This is a genomic window from Simiaoa sp. (genome assembly GCF_051972595.1).
Lineage (GTDB): Bacteria > Bacillota > Clostridia > Lachnospirales > Lachnospiraceae > Acetatifactor > Acetatifactor hominis.
The window spans coordinates 136,757-157,858 of record NZ_JBOKRY010000002.1; the positions used below are offsets into that span (position 1 = coordinate 136,757).

A 21,102-nucleotide genomic window follows, 5' to 3' on the forward strand; every position below is an offset into this window, starting at 1 on the left:
TCGTTATTATCTTCTATTTTCACAAGTTTATAGTTTACTTTTTGTACATTTTGCACCATTTGGTTAATTGTTTTAGATTAATTTAGCTTATTTTTTTACCTGATTTTGCTTTTCTAAGTTTCTTTTACCGTTGAAACCGGTTAAATAATCGTTTATAATATGTTTAGGCTAAATTAATTTGCTGTGCGGGAGCTATCCGAGGAGGGATTTTATGAACATTTCAACCACTTTTCTCAATGCTTTAAAGCGAACTTCATCCGCCATCGAGGGGCAGCGTTCCCCGGAACTTCTCCTGGGTCAGGTCTATGATGTGTGTCTGGAAGAAAACGGCTTCATCCTCCCTCTGGCTGGCGGTGAATTCCGCCTTACCACTCCTTTTTGCTATGAATGGAATCCTTTTCCCGTATATCTTTTGATTTACACCCTGGAAGGAAGCTGTTCCTTCTCCTCGCATAACCTCGATGTCATCCTGGATCATGAGCATCTGTTGTTCTGGGACTGCAGTCAGGAATTCTCTCTGCATCTTTCCCAAGGAAAATGGCGCTTCCAGTTATTTTTTCTGAGCGGTCAGGACCTTTCTTCTTATTATAGCATTTTCAGGCAGACGAATCCCTGCTGTTATCCTATCCCTATCGGATCCGGTGTAGCACAGCGGATGCAGCAGCTGACCATGCTTCCCTTTACCCCGACACCCGCCGATCAGCTGCAGATTCACAGAGAACTCACCGATATGTTCACGGAGATTGCCCTGTCTTCTCTGCCTGTCTCACAAAACGCCAGACCCCTGCCATCCTATCTTATGCGTATGAAGGCCGACTTTGAGGACAATTATGCCGAGAACCATTCCTTGGAATACTTTGAGCAAAGCCTCGGCATCAGCCGTTACCGCCTGTGCCGGGAATTCTCCGCCACATTCCATACCTCACCGTTACAATATCTTCAGGAGAAAAAAATAGAAGCAGCAAAATCACTGCTTCTATCTACGGACGACCCGATTCATGAAGTAGGGGCAGCCGTGGGCATTGACAATACCAACCACTTCATTCACTTATTCAAGAAGCACACCGGGGTCACTCCCCTTGTCTACAGACAGAATGCCCCGCAAGTCATACGCGAGACACGCTGTCCTTCAATACCAGACGCCCTTCCACCACGGTGACTCCCCCTTTGAAATTATCACTGGTGATCTTCTTAATCATATTATGAATGGCTCTCCTCGCCATCTCTCCCATATCTACTTCATAAGTAGTAATACGGATATCACTGAGTCCGGGATACAGGTAATTATCAAAGCCAACCACTGAGATATCCTCCGGTACACGATATCCGTTCTCTTTCAGCTTCTTAATGAGAAAGCTTGCGGTCAGATCGCAGTTGCATACGAACGCGGTAGGCATATCCTTCGGAAGCTGCAACATATTCACCGTATCGATCTTGCCGGTCTCAATATGACGATCATCCAGCACCCATTCCTTCTTCTGTTCCAGTCCCAGCTCTAAAAGAGCCTTTTGATAACCGAAATATCGGTCCGTAATGCTCTCGGTGGCCAGCAGGGTTCCCACATAAGCGATCTTGCGGTGTCCCATCCGATACAGATAATATGTCAGCTCATAGGTTCCGTAGTAGCTGTTGGAGATCACGGAATCACTGGCTTCTCTGCCGTTATAATAATCCAGATAGATCACCGGGATCCCGGCTTCTGTATTCAAATGTTGCAGGTAATCATCCATCATTTTACCAATGACGATAATGCCATCCACCTTGCGTTCCTGTACCAGCTTCGGCAATCTGCCATTCTCTTCCTCTGCCATTCCGATGACCTCCAGCATGGTAAAGCATTCCTTTGCTGTGGCTCTGGTAGCGACCGACTGATACATCTGCCAGTAAAAGGACTCATATTTATCCAAAAATCTCTCAGAGATCAAAATGCCGATATTGTAGCTTTTCTGGTTCTGGCTCTTTCTTGCTGCGGATGGCTGCTGGTAGCCCAGTTCCTCTGCAATACTGCGGATCTTCTCCCGGACTTCCTCACTGACACCCTTTTGTCCGGACAATGCCTTGGACACGGTCACTGTGCTGACTCCTACCCGTTCTGCGATATCTGCTAATTTTACTGTTTTTGCCATATTTGTGTACTCCTTATCGCCATTTTCACTGTCATCTCCGTTAAATCATCAAAGCTACTTAAATCTTAGTAATCTGAAAATCTTTTGTCAAGGCATGCTCCTGCCCAGTTTTACACCTCAGTCAAATGGATCAGCCTGCTGCGGTAGTCACCCCACTGAGGTGCTATCAACATGCCGGCCTGCATCAACACATCACCGCCAAATACTTCTCCGGTCTCCTCGATACGGTAGCGGTTTTCCGGCACCAGTCCTTTCAGGCGCACTCTTCTGCTGTGGAAATTCGGTCTTGATAATACCTGTACATAAGTTACCAGCGCTTCCTTTTTATCCTTGGAAGCTACCATGTAGCAGTCGTAGCTGCCATTTTCTAAATATGACGCAATCCGCCAGTAATCCCCTCTGCGGATCAGATCGTTGTACTTGTGATACATAGCGGTCTGTGCGGGGATCTGCTGCCTGTCCTCCTCAGGAATCTTCGTGATATCAAGCTCGTAGCCAAAGGTGCCTGCCAGTGCCACATGACCCCTGGTCTCAAAAGGTGTCACTCTTCCTAAGGCGTGGTTGGGGCAATCCGATACATGGGCTCCCATAGTGGATAACGGATATAGCAACATCGTGCCTTCCTGAATCTTCAACCGTTCAATGGCATCCGTATCATCCGAGCACCAGATCTGCGGACTATAATACAGCATGCCCGGATCGAATCTTGCTCCACCACCGGAACAATTCTCTAAGAGCAGATGAGGAAATTCCGCAAGCAGTCTCTCCTGCAGTTCGTATACCCCCAACACATATCTGTGGTACAACTCTCCCTGACGATCCGCAGGCAGTTCCACGCTGCCCAGATCCGACAGCTGCCTGTTCATATCCCATTTTACATATTCAATATTGGCACTGTGCAAGACTGCCGCCACGCTTTCAAAGGCATGATCTCTGACTTCCTTACGGGACAGATCCAGCACATATTGATTCCGGCACAGGCTTCCCGCACGTCCCGGAATGGCGATTGCCCAGTCAGGATGTTCTCTGTACAGCTCCGAATCCGGCGAGATCATCTCCGGTTCGAACCAGATACCGAACTTAAGTCCCATAGCATTTACCTGATCCACCAGAAGTTTCAGACCTCCCGGCAGCTTCTGCTCATTGACCTTCCAGTCACCCAGGCTCGTGCTGTCATCATTACGGTGTCCAAACCACCCGTCGTCCATAACCAACATTTCAATCCCGAGCTTTGATGCCTGCTTTGCAATCTTTAATAATTTATCGGTATTAAAATCAAAATACGTAGCTTCCCAGTTGTTGATCAGAATCGGGCGCTTTTTATCCCGGTATTCTCCACGGATCAGATGCTCGCGGTACATATCATGATAATGATGTGTCATACCGCTAAGCCCCTCTGAAGAATAAGTCATTACTACTTCGGGCGCAGAAAAGCTTTCTCCCTGCTCCAACTTCCATACAAAATTCTCCGGATGGATCCCCATAGTCATACGGATGGAGTCAAACTGTGACAGCTCTGCCTGTGCCAGGAAATTACCGGAATATACAAAATGCATGCCATAGACTTCACCCGTATCCTGCGTCGCATTTTCCGACAACAATGCAATAAACGGATGCTCCTGGTGGGAGGATTCTCCTCTGACAGACCCAACGCTTTGCTTACCATGCATCAGACTTCTCCTCTCCATCTGACGTTCTCTCCCCCAGGAACCATGCAAGGTAAGGATGTCATACTTTTCATCCGTGCAATCCAGATCCAGGCAGGCAGACATAACTTTCGTCAGATAAATCGGCTGTTCTGCTGTATTTTTGAGGATCACACTGCGGGTGATCACATCTTCTTTTTCAAATGTAGTGTATAACAGATCCGCAGCAAGACCGATCACAGGATCCGCCAGATGCAGGATCAGGGTATCACAGTCTTCTTCTCTTGGGAAAGTGGAAGGCAGTCCCGGCAGTGTGGGCTTCTGTTTTACGATCTCATAGGAGACGTATTGCAGCTGTACTCCTGCATGTCCTTGTACCGTGCGCACAGAAATAGCGCTTTCTCTGTAATCTCCCAATCCATTCCCCGGATACTCCATGGGGAAGGAATCCAGGAAGGAAACACGCTCCCGGTTATTCTTAGACGGTACAAAGGGGGCTTCACCGGTGCGCATCAGATATACCGGTGCCGGTGTTCCTTCGGTATACTGCAATTTTCCGCCGTAATATACGTGTCCCACAAAATTCTCCTGATCTACGATCGCCAGCAGATAGCTGGTGTGCTCCGTATCTAACCAGAAGGTTCTGTCCTGTTCTATGTATCTGATTGCCATAATTTACCTCTTTCTTTCCGGAATAAAAATCTTTCTAAAAAACCGGAAGCCGTTTTTCCAAAACCATCATTTTCAAGCTTCTCTGCGCAGCATATCTGCCCTGGTCTCCCATTTTTTGCTGACACAGCTGTCATAAATATAAAAAAGCAAATGGTGCTTCCTTTTCTGCCTTCAAAAACTGCATCAGCATCAGTCCGCAACGCATGGAGACCCGTTCTTCCCGCAAGATCCGGAATGCTTCCTGCCTGTCTGCCAGGATCACCTGAATATCCTCAGTGTTCTCCATCTGCTGTCCCACCTGCTCCGTCACCGTGCCGAAGATCATACTGCCGCTCTCGTCCGTCAGCCCCTGTGCCAGGAAAAAGCCTCTGCGGAATGCCGGTTCCCCGCCTTCATAAACCTCCAGTTTCCATCCGGTCTCCTCGATCATCTCCCGGCAGGCAGCCTCCGAAGCCGTCTCTCCCGGCTCGATCAATCCTGCAGGCAGTTCATAGAGATAATCGTCCATAGGGTAACGGTACTGCCGCACCAGTACCAGATGTTGTCCATCCTCCGTTACCGCATAGACCGCCATACCTTCAGGGCGTAAGCTATGAGTCTTATGTTTGATATTATCCTCATCATTGCGGGAAGCAAAATAGTAGTGAAACGGTGTGCCGTCCCGTCCCAGTGCATCGATATGATACAGATTTAAAAACGGATTGTCCGTCTGTTTCTCGATTCCCCGATAGTGTTTTCTATCATTTTCTTTTACGTCCATGTTTTCCATTCCCTCTTTATGCTCCATGTCTTTCTGCTCCCATCGTGATCTGGCATCCACGTTCCAACAGAGCATTACCTGCCGCAGGCGCAGGCAGCCGTGACAAAACTACTGTAGGATTTCCTCCAGCAGTGCCACCGCCAGTTCCGGGTTTTTCATGCCATCCGCCAGTCCTACTGCTGCCGAGTGCTCATACCAGCCGGTCTTTTGCACCCAGACATTATCTTCCAGCCGGATCCCCGCCACGATTGTCTCTCCTGTCATGGTATTTAACACTTTGATCTGATGATCTTCATATCTGTCCAATAGCTCCTTAGACAGATAATCCCTTAAATCTACCAGATAATCCGTGCCGCCCATGAGCTTCAAAAACTCTTCGTCGGAGAAAAATACATCCACCGACCGAGTCATGAACAATACCTGGATCGTACTGAGATTCGTGGAATCCACATCGGTATCTGAATTCGGATCGATCCAGATCGTATAGTTCAGATTCACCACGTCACGCCTGGAGGTCACACCGTGTTCCCGCAGGAAATCCGTAAAATAATCCGGACCGGTGGCTTCGATGTACTCTCCGTCCGTATTCACTGCCATGACTCCCATGACGAAGCTGGTCTTGGTGGCAAAATGTACGATCAGGAAGATCAGAATGACGATTCCCGTTGCCACGCCTATGGTGACCCACAGATAATAGTCCGTAAAATACTGCCATTTTTCAGAAGGAGACAGTTGTTTCCATTGTTCTTTCTGCCGGATACGGTCTTCCTTTTCCAAATTGCTGTCTCCCTTCTGTTTCTCAAATCTTCCATCTGATAACATTCTGCTTTTAATACTATATCAATCTTTAGTATATCAAACTAATTTAATCTTGTATAGCAGACTTTTTAATATATTTTAGGTTTATTATTGTTAAAAATAAACAGAAAAAGCCCTGTCATGCACTGAAATTAACATGACAGAGCTTTGTGTTTTCTATTTCTTCAATCATATAAGAAGGGTAAATGCCTTAGCGGTCCATCTCCGCAATACGCCCGGTGGACTTATGCTCCTTGATGATTCCCTGAATCTCCTTTAAGTCGGTGCACAGCAGGTCACCGGGGATGGTGTTCTTAAGTGCACTGATGGCATTACCGTATTCCAGTGCCCGCTGGTACTCGCCGGGATGTGCCAGCAGTCCGTAGAGGACACCGGAGATATAAGCGTCACCGCTTCCGATACGGTCTACGACTTCGATATCGGTGTAAGGTGCTTCTTCATAATATGTATCGTCCTTGGCACTGTAGATGATAGAACCGAAGGTATGGCGCTTCGGGCTATGTACGATACGCTGTGTGGATGCCACAATAGAGATCGGATATTCTTCCGTGAAGCTCTTCATAATGCTCTTGGCATCGCCTTCCTTCAGGAAAGTCAGGCGTGCGGTATCTTCGGAACAGAAGAAGATATCTACATAAGGCAGAATGGATTCGATGCATTCCTTCGCCTCGGCACCGGTCCACAGGTTCCCACGGAAGTTCACATCAAAGGAGATGATGGCTCCCTGCTCCTTAAAACGCTTGATCATTTCAATTGCGGTTGCTCTCAGTTCGGGGCTCAGTGCCAGCGTAATGCCGCTGGTATGGAAGCAGCGTGTAGCGCTATACAGGCTGCCATCATAATCCGCAACGCTCAGCTTGTTGATAGAGGTATTCTTACGGTCATATACAATACGGGGCTTTCTCGGATAAGCACCATTCTCATAATAGTACACACCCAGTCTGGCGTCCTTGTCATCATCGTATACCAGATAGTCATCGCTGACGCCGCAGAGACGTACACGGTTCTTAATATATACACCCAGGTCATTGGCCGGAAGCTTGGAAATGATACCACAGCGCAATCCCAGCATTGCCGCGCCGGTGATGGCATTCAGTTCTGCACCTCCCGCCTGCTTGCTGAAGCTGTCGCCTCTGGTGATACGCTCGTTATCGGGCGGTGATAATCTCAGCATAATCTCTCCCAGGGAGAGCAGATCAAATTCCTTCTTCTCAGTCAGTTCCATAATATAAACTCCCATCTGTTTATTTTGCCTAATGCTTTATCAGAGTATCACCATTACTCCTCGCAGAGCGTGCTGAAACCCCTTACATTTTTCCTTTACATTTGTACTATATCACAGATAGGCTGTGGCGGTAAAGACACTGGACATTAATTAAAAATTTAACGAATCCACGTATTCAAAATAATCATCTTCACTGGCAAATAAAATATATTCGTTCTCCACATATCCCATATATCCGCTGGCTGTTACATAACCTTTCATAAAATACCTCCTTATCAGAAGCCCTTTGTTCACTGTTCTGATAAGAAGGTATCATTTTTACAGTCCTATAAAAATCTCTTAATTTTTCTGCACCGATTCCAGTTCCAGCGCCAGGGATTTCATCTCTTCCAGCAGTTCCTCGGTTTTACCCATCAGAAGTTCCGCATCGGTCTCCACCAGCTCCGTTTTCTTATATTTATAAGTAAAAAACGGATTGCCATAGGCGGTAAAGCTAAGATTTTCTCCATGTTTTTTCAAAAATGCGGGGATTTTCAGCGGATCTATCCCTGCATCCGGTCGGAAGTTGAATGTGATCCGGCCGTTCTTGCCCTTGATCTCCGTCATGTCCAGTGCGTGTGCCGCCATACGGATCAGCGCGATCCGAAGCAGATTGTCCACCGCCTTGGGGATATTGCCAAAACGGTCTAACAGTTCATCCTTCATCTCATCCCGCTCTTTTATGGTCTCGATACCGGCGATACGCTTGTAAATGTCCAGCTTCTGCGTCTCATTCACAATGTATTCCGCAGGAATATAAGCATCCACATCCAAGTCGATCACCGTCGTGAAATCCACCGTCGTGTGGACTCCTTTCAGGTTCTGCACCGCTTCATTCAACATCTTGCAGTACAGATCGTATCCCACAGCTTCCATATGTCCATGCTGGCTCATCCCCAGCAGATTCCCGGCACCGCGGATCTCCAGGTCACGCATGGCGATCTTGAAGCCACTGCCCAGATCCGTGAATTCCTTGATCGCCGCCAGCCGTTTCTCCGCTACTTCTTTTAACATTTTATCCCGCTTGTACATCAGAAAAGCATACGCATTTCGGTTGGACCGACCCACGCGTCCCCTGAGCTGGTAGAGCTGGGACAGCCCCAGGTTATCCGAGTCATGGATGATCATGGTGTTTACATTGGAGATATCCAGTCCTGTTTCGATAATCGTAGTGGACACCAGAACATCAATCTCCCCGTTGATGAAATCAAACATGATCCGCTCCAGCTCATGCTCCTTCATCTGCCCATGGGCATAAGCCACGTTAGCCTCCGGCACCAGCTTCGCGATCTGTGCTGCAATATCCGCGATATTGTTCACACGATTGTAGACATAGTAGACCTGTCCGCCCCGCGCCATCTCCCGGACGATCGCCTCTCTGACCAGCTCATCATTGTATTCACAGACGAAGGTCTGGATCGGCAGTCTGTCGTTGGGTGCCTCCTCTAACACGCTCATATCCCGGATACCGATCAGGCTCATGTGCAGCGTACGGGGAATGGGTGTTGCCGTTAATGTCAGCACATCCACGTTCTCTTTTAATTTCTTGATCTTCTCCTTATGAGCCACGCCGAAACGCTGCTCCTCATCGATGATCAAAAGCCCCAGATCCTTGAATTTCACATCCGCCGACAATACTCTGTGGGTTCCGATGACGATATCCACCATACCCTTTTCCAGATCCTTTACTGTCTTTTTGATCTCCGAAGGCGTGCGGAACCGGCTCATCAGGGCAATATTGACCGGGAAATCCTTCATTCTCTGCACAAAAGTGTTGTAATGCTGCTGCGCTAAAATGGTGGTGGGCACCAGGTATACCACCTGTTTGCCCTCCTGCACTGCCTTGAAGGCAGCACGGATGGCGATCTCGGTCTTACCATATCCCACATCTCCGCAGATCAGACGGTCCATGATCCGGTGGCTCTCCATATCCGCCTTGGTATCCGCGATGGCATTCAGCTGATCCTCCGTCTCCTCGAAAGGAAACATCTCCTCGAACTCCCGCTGCCATACGGTATCTTTTCCGAAGGAATAGCCCTCGCTCTGTTGGCGGACCGCATACAGCTCCACCAGATCCTTTGCCACGGCGCTGACCGCGCTGCGCACCTTGGTCTTGGTGTGCTCCCATTCCTTGCCGCCTAATTTATTCAGCTTCGGCTTCTTCGCCGCATCGGCGGAGGCATATTTCTGAATTACATCCAGTCCGGTAGCGAGAATGTACAGATTGCCGCCATCCCGGTACTCGATCTTCAGGTAATCCTTAACAACTTTGTCTACCTCTACCTTCTCGATGCCTTTGTATATCCCCAGTCCGTGGGTCTCATGCACCACATAATCACCGATCTTCAGGTCGTTGAAATCATTGATCTTCTGCCCCTGGTAGAGTTTTTTCTTTTTTTTCTTGCGCTTCTCCGCCCCGAAAATATCGCTCTCGGACAGCACCACGAATTTCAGCCACGGGTATTCAAATCCCTTATTCACATGACCGTAATAGGTCAGAATCTCTCCGGGCTGTACCTCCCGCATGGGGTCTTCCGTGTATATCGCTGTCAGTCCTGCATCCTCGGAATTACGCAGATCCTCCGCCAGGCGCTTTGCTCTGGTACGGGAACCGGACAGTAACAGCACCCGGTAGCCGTTCTTTTTATATTTCTTCAGATCCTTGACCAGGGATTCAAAGCTGTTGTTATAGGGGGCAATGTTGCGGGCTGCAATATCCATATGTTTTTCCGTCCGAAAATACCCGTACTTTGTCTCCATAGTCGCAAGTGTCACCACAGCATTTTTCTCTAATGTTGCCGCTACCTGCTCCCCGCTGTATAGAATATTCATCTGTCCCGGCAGCACATAACCTTTTCTCGCACGCTGCTCCATGCTCTCTCTGAATTCCAGCTCGATGGCATCCGCCTGCTCTTTCACTCGCGCCGGCTCATCAATGAAAAAAGCCAGAGATCGTCCTGCCATATCTGCCAGCAATTCCGGCATGGTTACGGTATCTTCATAAAAATAACGGATGTAACCCTCCAGATTGATCTTGCTCTGGAACTCCAGCAGCTGTTCCTTCAGCTCGCTTACCTGAGTGGCGATCCTGTGGGCTTCCTCCGGCTGGTGGGCATCCCGGAAGACTTTTTCCTGTTTTACTGCTTCTTTTTCCAGCTTCGCGATACCCTTATGAATCTGTTCCTCTGACAATACAAACTCCGTCGCCGGGTAGACCGTGATGCTCTCCAGCTTCTCAATGGAACGCTGGCTTAAGATATCGAAGCTGCGGATGGATTCCACTTCATCCCCCCACAATTCAATACGGTAGGGATTCTCCTCCGTCAGATCAAAAATATCTACGATGCCGCCGCGGATGGAGAACTGTCCCGGGCTCTCCACCTGGTATGCCTTCTCATATCCCATTGCCACCAGTCTGGATGCCAATTTGCTCTCATCCAAGCTTCCGCCCCGTTCGGTGCGGATAATATCCTGCTCCTGCCACAATACCTGAGGTGTCATCAGTGCCGCGTAAGTGGTGACGATGGTGACAGGCTTGCCCTCCACGACTCTGCGCAAGGTCTTGATCCGCTCCTGCACCAGCTGATTACCATGAATATCTGCCTGGAAAAAGATCAGGTCCTTTGCCGGATAAAGCATGACATTTCTGTCATAAAAGCGGTATTCCTCGTAGATTTCCTTGGCTTTTAAGTCATTATAAGTAACGATGACCTTGTATTTCAGGCCATCGCTGAGTCCGTAGATCATGTGAAGTTTCTGTGAGTCCACGCAGCCGGACAGAGCGATGGTTCCCTTTCCCTGTCTGACGTTTTTACGGATCTCATCATATTCCGCCAGTTCTTTCAATGGCGCAAGTAGTGCCTGCATTTCTTTTTCCTCTTAAATTTAATGACCGTTACGCTTTCTTACTGTTAAAATGGTTCATGGCAGCATCCGCGCTCTCGGTGATGATCATGCGGATCGCTTCTGCGGCAGTCTTCGTCGCTTCATCCATGACGGTACGTTCTTCCGAAGGGAAATGTCCCAATACATAATCTGCCAGGTCATAATTCTTCGGTTTCTCACCCACACCCATACGTACGCGGGTAAAAGTATCATGCCCTAACATCTTAATGATATTCTTGAGTCCATTATGCCCGCCGGCGCTGCCTTTTTTGCGGATGCGGATCTGTCCCACATCCAGACTGATGTCGTCAGAGATCACGATCAGCTCTGTCGTATCGTCCACCTTATAATAGTCTACGATCTCCCGGATGCTCTCTCCGCTCAGGTTCATGAAGGTCTGTGGCTTTGCCAGGATCACCTTCTGCCCTGCCACGTAGCCCTTGCCGATCAGTGCCTTATGCTTGCTCTCCATGACGGCAATATTTTCTTCCTCTGCTAATCTGTCTATGACATCAAAACCGATATTATGTCTCGTATTTTCATATTCTTTGCCGGGATTCCCCAGCCCTGCGATAATATACATAGCTCTCTCCTTACTTTCTTGCATTCAATGCACTATCTTATATTTTCGCATTTTTGCAGAAAAAAAGCAACTGTTGCAGTTGCTTTTAACGTTTCAGTGCACCCCAGCCGGAATCTTCATCCCAGCCCGGTTCACAAATGTCTTCTGCGCGTTGTTTTAACTGTTCCAGTACAATGGCGCTGAGATTCTCAGATCTCTCACGCAGGTCCGGCTGTTCCGTCAGGATCCTGGCGACAATACCGGTCACGTACGCTGCCGCATAGGATGTCCCCGTCACGGATGTCCGTTCTCCCTCCATAGCTGCCGCAGGAAGCTCTTCTCCCGGTGCCACAAAGTCGATATCATCTCCTCTTTGGGAAAAATCAGAGACCTGCCCCTCTTCGTTCACGCTCCCCACACAGATCACGCCGTCGTACGCTCCCGGATAGTAAATATTGTCCGGGGCTGTCAGGTTCGCATTCCCCGCGCAGGTAATCACGATCACGCCCCGCTTCAACGCATATTCCACAGCTTCCCGCAGAGAACTGTCGTCTGTGGTCGAGGCTGAACTGATGTTGATGATATCGCAGTGAAACGTGTCCACTGCCTCTCTGATCATCTCTCCTACCATCGCCGCATCCGTATTCTCAGTTCTCCCCAGGTAATCCGCCGCGCAATACACCAACGGGATCAGCACTGCGTGCGGGCAGATCCCTTCCACCCCGGCAGCCTCACTTCCTACAATGATAGATGCCACCGCCGTACCATGCCCGATCGTGTCCTCTGTATCAGAAAGGGGCTTGATTCTGTTCAAGCCCCCTTCGAGAGATTCGGGATCGATCGCCGCAGTGGAAATACCGGAGTCCAAAATAGCAATGCGGACAGGTGTCTGTCCGACCGCTGTCTGGTCCGAAGCCTCCGTCTCCGCGGTGGTCACAATCTCCATGACGGTTGCCACCTCTGTGATCTGTCCTGTGGCTGTAGTGCCACAGGACGATAACAGGAGACTTCCCAGAAGAAGAATGAGGCACCATTGCTTTCGTTTCATTCCTTGCATCCCTGTCTTTCTGTTAGATTGTTAAGGCGTAGTCCAGGTCACAGTTTGGTCGGTGTAGTAGCCTGTAATCTTTGCATAAGCATACGACAGGTTTCTACTCGCTGCCCAGGCATTACCCTGCGCCGTGCCTGCACTTGCTTTTCCACTACCATTGACGATAGAGATATCACCGTTACTCTCAATTCCATAGCTGTTTCCCATGCTTGCATTTCCTCCGGTTGCGGTTACTTTTGCACTAGCTGCTATAGTCACTTTATCTGATGCATAAATTCCGCTGGAGCTCTGCGCATTCTGACCTGTTGCAGTCAATGTTACACTATGTATCACAAGTGCTCCTGCTACACTAATACCATGGCTTATGGCACCTTTGCCTCCGGTAACGGTCAGACTGCCGGATCCCTGTATCCATAAATCGCCGCCTACGTAAATACCGCAGTTCCATGCAGTGTCTGCTGTATTTGTGCTGGTGCTTGTAACCTTATTGGTTCCTTCAAGTACAATTTTCAGACCGCTTCCCGCATAGATTGCTCCTGTTGCATTAGCGGAAACCTGCCCATACGATATCGTTGCATTTTTCAGAGTAAGGACACCATCTACCAGCTTGACATTATAGTTGGTCTCATCTCCTCCTTGCGTTACTCTACCATACGTATCTGTTTTTGCATAAACCGCCGTAGAAGAAGATTCCAGTACTACATTTCCTACCCTTACAGAGTTGTCTTTAGACCACTGGGCATATAATGTCTGTGTTCCTGCCGTTGTCATCTTCGTAGTTGCTGCAATCTGATCTCCGGCAGTACTTGAGGTGTACCAGCCCTCGAAAGCATAACCGGCTCTGGTAGGTATCTCTCCCGGAAGCTTATAATTTGCATCATAGGTCTGATCAATCCTCTTATCTGTCGTACTATCTGCAAAGTTTCCGCCATTTGCGTTAAACGTTACCATATAGGTATTTGCCGTCCACTGCGCATACAGGGTCTGATCCGCTGTCAGAGTTACCTTTGTCTTCTCAGTTACTTTGTTGCCTCCGCTGCTTGCGGTGTACCAGCCGTTAAAGGTATAACCGGTTCTACTGGTTACGGGCAAACCACCATAGCTAAAATCATAAGTCACGTGAATGGGACTTACCGATGTAGGAGTACTGCTGCCGCTTCCCTGATTCGTATCGAAGCTTACCGTGAACGTCTTTGCTGTCCAGTGGGCATACAAGGTAATGTCCTCGGTGATGTTGACTGTATTGTCAGCGATAATTGCTGTTCCATCTTCTTTTGCGGTATACCATCCGGCAAAATCATAACCGATTCTGGTTGCGGCAAGCAGGGTTCCGTAGGTACTTCCGTAAGTCACTTTCTTGGAGGTTGAATCTGTCATCATGTTTCCTCCATTTGCATCGAAGCTTACCGTGTAGCTCTGTGCTGTCCATACCGCATACAGATGCAGCACTCCGCCCTGCATAACTACCAGGTTCCGTACGTTCGCCTGGTCTGCATATTCTACCTCTGTTGCTGTGTCTGTTAATGCCCAGCCCTTAAAGGTGTAACCGGTTCTAGTGTACTGATTCTTGCTTAATGCCTTTGCTGCCTCATCATAAGTGAAGCTCTGTTCTGCCATCGGACTTCCGGTACCACCGTTTGCATAGAAAGCAACAGTATAAGTATTTGCCTCCCATACAGCATACAGGGTTACCGTACTGCCTTCGGTGTCTGCCAGATTGCTCACGCTTTTCTGGTTGTCATAATCCTTTGTTTTGGCAGCGGAGGTCTTAGACCATCCCAGGAAATGATAGCCGGTCTTCGTATAACCGTTCGGGCTCAATGCAGCTTCCGTATCATAGGTCATCTGCTGATCTTCCATGCTTCCGTCGGCTCCATTGCCATTAAATACTACCGTATAAGTAATGGGCCTCCATACCGCATACAGGTTCACAATTCCTCCCTGCTCTGTGGTAAGGCTGCTTACGCTTGCTTCATCCGCGTATATTACATCACCGGCAATTTCCTCAGGGGTCCAGCCGACAAATGCATAACCGGTCTTGGTGAAGCTGTTCGTACTTAACTGCTTTGTCTCTCCATAGACAAATTCCTCTGCATCCATGCTGCCGGATCCGCCGTTGGCGTTAAAGCTCACCTGATAGCTATTGGCTGTCCAATGTGCATACAGCGTAGTATCTCCTGCCTTATTCCAGTCTGCTGCACTGCTTCCGTCTGCATTGTAATACTGTGTGCCGCCCTCTGCCTGATCATAATATCCGGCGAACTGATAGCCTGCCAGAGCAGGTACTGTGATCGCAGGCATTGCACTGCCATAGGTTGCCTGTACATTGCTGTCTCCACCGGCTCCGCCCCGGAGATCAAACGTTACATTGTAAGTATTCGCCGACCATCCGGCACGAAGTTCGGTAGTGCCTGTTACAACATCCGTTCCGAAATCCCAAAGTCTGGAAGGTTCCTCCGTGATATACCATCCGGTGAAGGTATAACCCGCTTTCACCGGTGCCTGCGGCTCAGCTACCTTGCCCTGATAAGGGACTTTCACCATCTGATCTTCGGAATCCGTACCGCTGAAGGTCACATCGTATGTATTTCTGCTGTAGTACAGCTTCAATATCAGCGTACCTTCAGCCGGAATGATTCCCGTGCTGTCGTCTGTCAGGATTCCACCGAAAGTAAATCCTGTATAGGTCTTACTCTGTTCTGCTCCCACCGTAACCTTCGTTCCTGTCAATGCGGTTGCTTTCACAGTTTCTGCATCCTCATAATCTTTGCCATCCACAGTCTGTAACATATGATGGATCTCGTAAGTCTGCTCCATCGGAGTCCACAATGCATAGAAGGTCTTGGCTCCTCTGTTGCCTGCTGCGATCTCCGTTACCTTCATACCCGTACCGTCTGCTGTAGTATACCAGCCCAGGAAGACATAGCCTGCCTTCACAGGATCTGCCAGCTTTACCGTATCCTCTGCTGTGTAGGAGGCGGGGTTTGCCTCAGAATTCGCACCACCGTCCAGTTCATAAGTGATCTCATAGGGTTCCGGATTCCACTTCGCATGAAGCACAAGATTCTCCGTCACCTTATCCTTATCAAAGTTCCAGGGAGTCTTACATGCCACATCCTGATACCATCCGTCGAAGACATAGAATTCCTTCTTCAGTTCTGCGGAAGGTGCGGTCAGCCTGGCTCCTGTAATAGCTGTCTCACTGTGAATACCGTCTGTCAGAGCCTCTCCGTTCTCATAAGCGGTACCTCCATTCAAATCATAGCTTACGCTATGCACTCTGGAAGGATCACTCCAGGTAATATCGAGTGTACAGGACAGAGGCTTACTTGTGAAGGACAGAGGTGCACCCTTCCAGGTCAGCGTTACCGTTCCCTTCTCCTCATTGCTGCCATCCTGAATATCCACACTGATGACGCCGTTCTCATACTTGAAGTTGCCGGTGGTCGTGATGTCAAAGTCACCGTACGTATAAGTCTTATCTGTAGTGTTGCCGTTGCGCAGGTTCATATAGGACATGTTCAGTCTGTCCACGGGAAGTGCCACACTGGTGTTAGCTCCCATGTTAATATCCTTGTCGTCCTTTTCCCCTTCTATCGTCTCGTAATGAAATCCATAGACATTCTCTACCGATCCCATATTCCACAACGGCCAGTATTTATCATACAATACCGGAGCATACTTAAATCTGCCGTTGAACGCGGAAGCCAAGAAACGGATCTCCAGATATGCACCCACTTCTAAGAGCATTGCTCCGGATGCACTGGATGTTTTACTGCTGCCAGCCTCCCATCTTGTACTGTAGTAGAAATAACCCCACATCTGTACATAAGCACCGGCTTCTGCCGTGATGCCGATACATGCCACTTTTTTACTGAACAGTCCCGTATAAACCGTCAACCGAATGCCTGCCCGTAGTCCCAGGGTACCCATTACGTACATATCAAACTGGTAGTTCGACTTGGTCAGATCCACGCAGTTACTGCTACTGCTCTTGCTGAATACATTCATTGTAAAGGTATATCTCTTATATACGCTGTACTGGAAACTCATGCCCAGCATGATATTTACCTTGGCAGATACTACGAAATCACCCTGTACACCTACTACAACAATGCCCGCCAAAATTCTGGATTCGTTTGAGAAAATATTTACATTCACCAGGTCGATCCAGTCCGGATTGTTTTCCAGCATGTCAGCATATTTTTCTGCCAGTCCGCCACCTGTGCCGGTGATGTCCTGATTGAAGAATTTATCCTGAGTCTGCATCAGGTTCTTGATCTGTTCGCCAAGGGTATTCCCGGCCACAGAAGACCAGTCAAAGTTATCCTCATCTTTTTCTGCCACGACCGTTGCTGTAATACCTACACCGGTGTAGGAGCCGACATCCAGGTTCGTGGTAATGCTGTAATCCTTAATATAATAGAAAATCCATTTCCTACCCCAGACAGTCTTACCCTTGATATTCAGGTTCAGTGCAATCTCCTGTTCAAAGGTAGCCGCTACCTTCAGTGTCAGCTGATTTTTTCCGGAACCTATTACTACTTTAAAGCTGACCTCCAGCTGCGCACGTGCACCTTTCTGGGATCCGCCCTTCAAATTCTGCAGTTGCCGGCTGATATTTGCTTTCACAGACAGCCCTTCCACGGAGACGCTGTTGCTTGCCATCAGCTGCAGATCGCTCTGCGTAAGTGCTGAGCCATCTTCTCTGGTAAGCGTCAGTTCCTGCAGCCCTCTCTCCTCGGCAATCGATTGCAACTGGTCCGTTGCCAGCGCAACCGTTGCCAGGTAATTAGCTGCTTCCAGCGCAAAACCGCTGTCAATGGCATCCTTCTCAATTTCTTCCTCGATGGACCGTGCTGTTTTTTCATCCATCTCGATATCCATCTCTTCCGTACTGTAGACCGTCATGGAATTCAGTACAGTAGCTTCCGACACCTTTTCATAGGTCAGGATTGTATCCTCTCCGGATACTGTAATTGCCGTAATTCTTCCATAAGTGAGTTCCGTAGCAGTGTCCATACTGCCCTCATAGAATGCAAGATAGTCACCTACATCTACTGTTGTGCTTGCATCCAGTCCCATATCCTGGTACTCACTTCCGGAAAAGTCCAGTTTTGCTGTGTCAATCGTTACAGTGGTGTCACTGTTATCCTCATCATCTTTCACATTTACAGGCAATACATCCGGTGTAAACAGAACATCCTCTGCCTCAGCAACACCGTAATAATAGGTATTTCCATCTATTTTTGAGATGGTCACATAAGCGGCATTTCCGTCATACTGATCTGCTGCTTTGACACCGTCTCCTAATTTCGGTGCTTTTTGACCGTCGTAAATTACAACAGTGGTTCCTACTTCGATCGTCTGATCTCCGTTATAGGTAAAGCTTCCCTTACCATCCACCGTATTTAACTGTGTCATGTCATCATTTACAGATACCGTAAACAGACCGGACAGGTAATCACTGCCCTCTGTATATTTCACTTCAGATTTCGGCAGATAGACCAAATTGCTGTTAAGTTCTAAGTTCTCTTCTTCCTGCATCGCTGTGGTGAAATTATAAAGTCTGACCACAGTAGGTTGTACCTGACTGTCCTCGTAGAAGACATAGCCACCGTCTAACAACTGCAGCTGATAGGTATCACCTGCCTCTAATTCATCGAAAGAAATCGTATACTTTTCGTAGCTTTTCTCATCAGCAGTGAAATTCTCAGGCTCTGAAATTTTTAATGACAGAGACGTATTCTGATCGGCAAGATCATGCAGTTCTGCCACATCTGCACTCTTTTCCGTAGAATTTCCTCCTGCGGGCTTTAATACGGTAATCGTAAAGTTATCTGCATTAACATCCGTTTTAGAGATATAATTATCTTGTCCCCAGGCAACCTCTGTCCCTGTGATCTCCGTAACTTTTGCATATAACGTGGTATTCGCGTTGATTCTGTCACCGCTTCTCACCTGCTTAGTCAGGGCAGAATCATAATACCATGCTTCAAACAGATAACCGGGCACTGACGGAGTTGCCAGTTGATTAATGTCCAGTGTGGAATTTTCTTCCACCATAAGTGCGCTCGGAAGTATAGCATCTGCACTGCTGATTCCTCCGCCCAGTGCAAAATCCACCCGATAGTAGACCGTCTTTGTCGTATTGTTACCGGAGCCATTGTTCGAACTGCTTCCGTTGTTGGTTCCTGAACTTCCACTGCCGGAGCCGGAGCTTCCGCTGTCATTGTTATCCGCTGCTGCGGTCTGCTGAGCCGTCTGACCGACTGCCGGTTTCGCCGCAGGTCTGGTCTGTGCGGTTTTCTTCGGTGTAGCTGCAGGTGCCGGTGTAGCTGCCGCATTTGTCTGGAGCTTAGTATCTTTTACAAAGGTAATGGGAAGATAACCCACTTTTCCATGATAGGCAATCTTGTACCAGGCTCCATATGCTCCGGAGAAATCCTCTTCCCCGTGTTCACTGATGATCTGAACGCTTTCTCCATCCCTGATCTGTTCCGGCTCTCCGTTTGCTACAAAGGAGGGCACCATAAACAGAGGGACATATCCCTTCTTAACTATGTAAGAAGTCTTGCCATCCTCGGAATAGACAGTCAGGTCTGCATCCAGCAGTGCCTGGATTTTCGCTGTGCCCAGTGCTTTTTCGGACGCTGCCTCTCCGTATGTGGATACCTTCGCCATCTCATCCGTGGTAATCGTCTCAGGCAGTGCCAGCGTTGTATATTCCACTACCAGTCTGTCCTCTGACTGCTCCTTTACCGTAAGCTCCACGCCATCCAGTGTGATCGTCACTGATTTTGCGAAGCTCTCGCCATTCTTCGCAGTCAGCGTAACGGTAACGGTATAATACTGATAAGCCTCTAATGTCTTATCTGCCGGGGTCACAGTAATATTCGTTACCTTTCCGTTCATAGTATCAAATTCCAGTTCCGGTTTCTCTCCAGCGGTAAGTAAGAAATTTTCCTCACCCTTACTACTCAGGGTGACCTCATTAACCTCTTCTACCGCCATCACGGTATCCGGTACCGGATCAGATGCCGGTTTCTCTCCGAGACCGCATCCGGAAAGCATACCCACGACCATGGTCAGTGCCAGTATCATAGATAATGCTCTCTTGCATTGCTTTCGTACCTTTTTCATATGTTCCTTCCTCTCTTTGTGCCTTTATGGCAGTTTTAGGACAGTTTTCTACTTATTTTGATTGTACTCTAAAATTTTGCCCAAAACCATTTTTTGCATGAATCGACCCAAATATGTCATGAATCGACCCAGAGGATCTCAGGAGGCTCAATAGTCACCCGAAATTCCCGTTTTGTAAACGAGTTTCACGCTTTTGTTAATCTATCGCTTATAATAAAAATGGAGTGTTACCAAAACGGTAAGCGGTTCACCTTTCGCCAAAATGATGACATTTTGCGAGCTTCCAGTATTATTGGAGGTGATACAGATGGGAAATCTATTGAAAGGTACTCGTACAGACTGCACGGAAACATAAACATCAAAAAAGCAACCGCCCGACCAAGGATTGAGTTGCTTTTTTGATTTCGTCAATAAAACTCACCATTTACAAAAAATTGATGCAAATTGAGTCTAAATTGTACCAGCTCTTGACTTTTTCCGGATTATTGTTATACTAAAACAGTTGCACAGCCCATAAAAACAAGGTCTTACAGGGCTCGCCGATTCCCGGCGTAAAATGAATCGAGTGTTCGTGACCTTCCACTCGTAAATAAAAACTAAAGGAGAAAACAAATGAACAAGAAAGTACTGTACCTCGTACACGGAGCGGTGATCGCTGCTCTCTATGTTGTGCTGACCATGTTAGCCAACGCTCTGGGACTGGCAAATTATGCCATTCAGGTCCGCTTCTCGGAAGCCCTGACGATTCTTCCCGTATTTACCCCTGCTGCCATACCGGGACTTTTCCTGGGATGTATCATCAGCAATACCATGACCGGTTGCATGCTGCTTGACATTATCTTCGGAAGCCTGGCAACGCTGATTGGTGCCTTTGGCACTTATCTGCTGCGTGATAAGAACAAATGGCTGGCTCCTCTGCCTCCCATCATCGCTAACACCATCATCGTTCCTTTCGTGCTGGCTTATGTATATCATTTAGAGGGTGGTATTCCTTATTTTATGCTGACCGTCGGCATCGGTGAAGTGATTTCCTGCGGCATCCTGGGTATGCTGCTTCGCACCGTGTTGCAGAAATATCGCAAATACATTTTTGACGTACAGAAATAATTTCCAGCATTCACAATCACCACCACCCGTCTAACGGGTGGTTTGCTCTGAGGCTATAAGCCTCTGT

Annotated in this window: 11 protein-coding genes; 2 read left to right on the forward strand and 9 right to left on the reverse strand. The window is 48.2% G+C overall.

Going from position 1 to position 21,102, the window contains the following annotated elements:
* Positions 1 to 211: 211 nt before the first annotated feature.
* Positions 212 to 1,159 (forward strand): helix-turn-helix domain-containing protein, encoded by a 948-nt coding sequence (locus ACTRDR_RS01390; RefSeq protein ID WP_440525883.1) that lies wholly within the window; start codon positions 212 to 214, stop codon positions 1,157 to 1,159.
* On the opposite strand, the gene ACTRDR_RS01395 is transcribed toward ACTRDR_RS01390, so the two are convergent.
* From ACTRDR_RS01395 to ACTRDR_RS01435, 9 genes are all read right to left on the reverse strand, one after another.
* Positions 1,107 to 2,126, reverse strand: coding sequence for a substrate-binding domain-containing protein (locus ACTRDR_RS01395; RefSeq protein ID WP_440525884.1), 1,020 nt, complete (start codon positions 2,124 to 2,126; stop codon positions 1,107 to 1,109). The genes ACTRDR_RS01390 and ACTRDR_RS01395 overlap by 53 nt on opposite strands.
* 110 nt (positions 2,127 to 2,236) lie before the next feature.
* Positions 2,237 to 4,444, reverse strand: coding sequence for an alpha-galactosidase (locus ACTRDR_RS01400; protein WP_440525885.1), 2,208 nt, complete (start codon positions 4,442 to 4,444; stop codon positions 2,237 to 2,239).
* Positions 4,445 to 4,574: 130 nt separating this feature from the next.
* Complete coding sequence (locus ACTRDR_RS01405; protein WP_440525886.1) at positions 4,575 to 5,231, reverse strand: NUDIX hydrolase; 657 nt, start codon at positions 5,229 to 5,231, stop codon at positions 4,575 to 4,577.
* Between the two features lie 81 nt (positions 5,232 to 5,312).
* Positions 5,313 to 5,981 (reverse strand): hypothetical protein, encoded by a 669-nt coding sequence (locus ACTRDR_RS01410; RefSeq protein ID WP_440525887.1) that lies wholly within the window; start codon positions 5,979 to 5,981, stop codon positions 5,313 to 5,315.
* A 232-nt stretch (positions 5,982 to 6,213) separates the two neighbouring features.
* Positions 6,214 to 7,248, reverse strand: a complete 1,035-nt coding sequence (locus ACTRDR_RS01415; protein WP_440525888.1) for a sugar kinase — start codon at positions 7,246 to 7,248, stop codon at positions 6,214 to 6,216.
* 339 nt (positions 7,249 to 7,587) lie between these two features.
* Positions 7,588 to 11,154 carry a transcription-repair coupling factor gene (mfd, locus tag ACTRDR_RS01420; protein WP_440525889.1) on the reverse strand — a complete coding sequence of 1,189 codons (3,567 nt, stop codon included), beginning with the start codon at positions 11,152 to 11,154 and terminating at the stop codon, positions 7,588 to 7,590.
* A gap of 28 nt (positions 11,155 to 11,182) precedes the next feature.
* Entirely contained in the window at positions 11,183 to 11,755 is a 573-nt protein-coding gene (gene pth / locus ACTRDR_RS01425) for an aminoacyl-tRNA hydrolase (protein ID WP_440525890.1), read from the reverse strand.
* Between the two features lie 85 nt (positions 11,756 to 11,840).
* Entirely contained in the window at positions 11,841 to 12,782 is a 942-nt protein-coding gene (locus ACTRDR_RS01430) for a S8 family peptidase (RefSeq protein ID WP_440525891.1), read from the reverse strand.
* A gap of 30 nt (positions 12,783 to 12,812) precedes the next feature.
* Entirely contained in the window at positions 12,813 to 19,928 is a 7,116-nt protein-coding gene (locus ACTRDR_RS01435) for an InlB B-repeat-containing protein (RefSeq protein WP_440525892.1), read from the reverse strand.
* Between the two features lie 612 nt (positions 19,929 to 20,540).
* Between ACTRDR_RS01435 and ACTRDR_RS01440 the strand changes: the two genes are divergently transcribed.
* Positions 20,541 to 21,035 (forward strand): QueT transporter family protein, encoded by a 495-nt coding sequence (locus ACTRDR_RS01440; RefSeq protein ID WP_176865191.1) that lies wholly within the window; start codon positions 20,541 to 20,543, stop codon positions 21,033 to 21,035.
* The last annotated feature ends 67 nt before the right edge of the window (positions 21,036 to 21,102 follow it).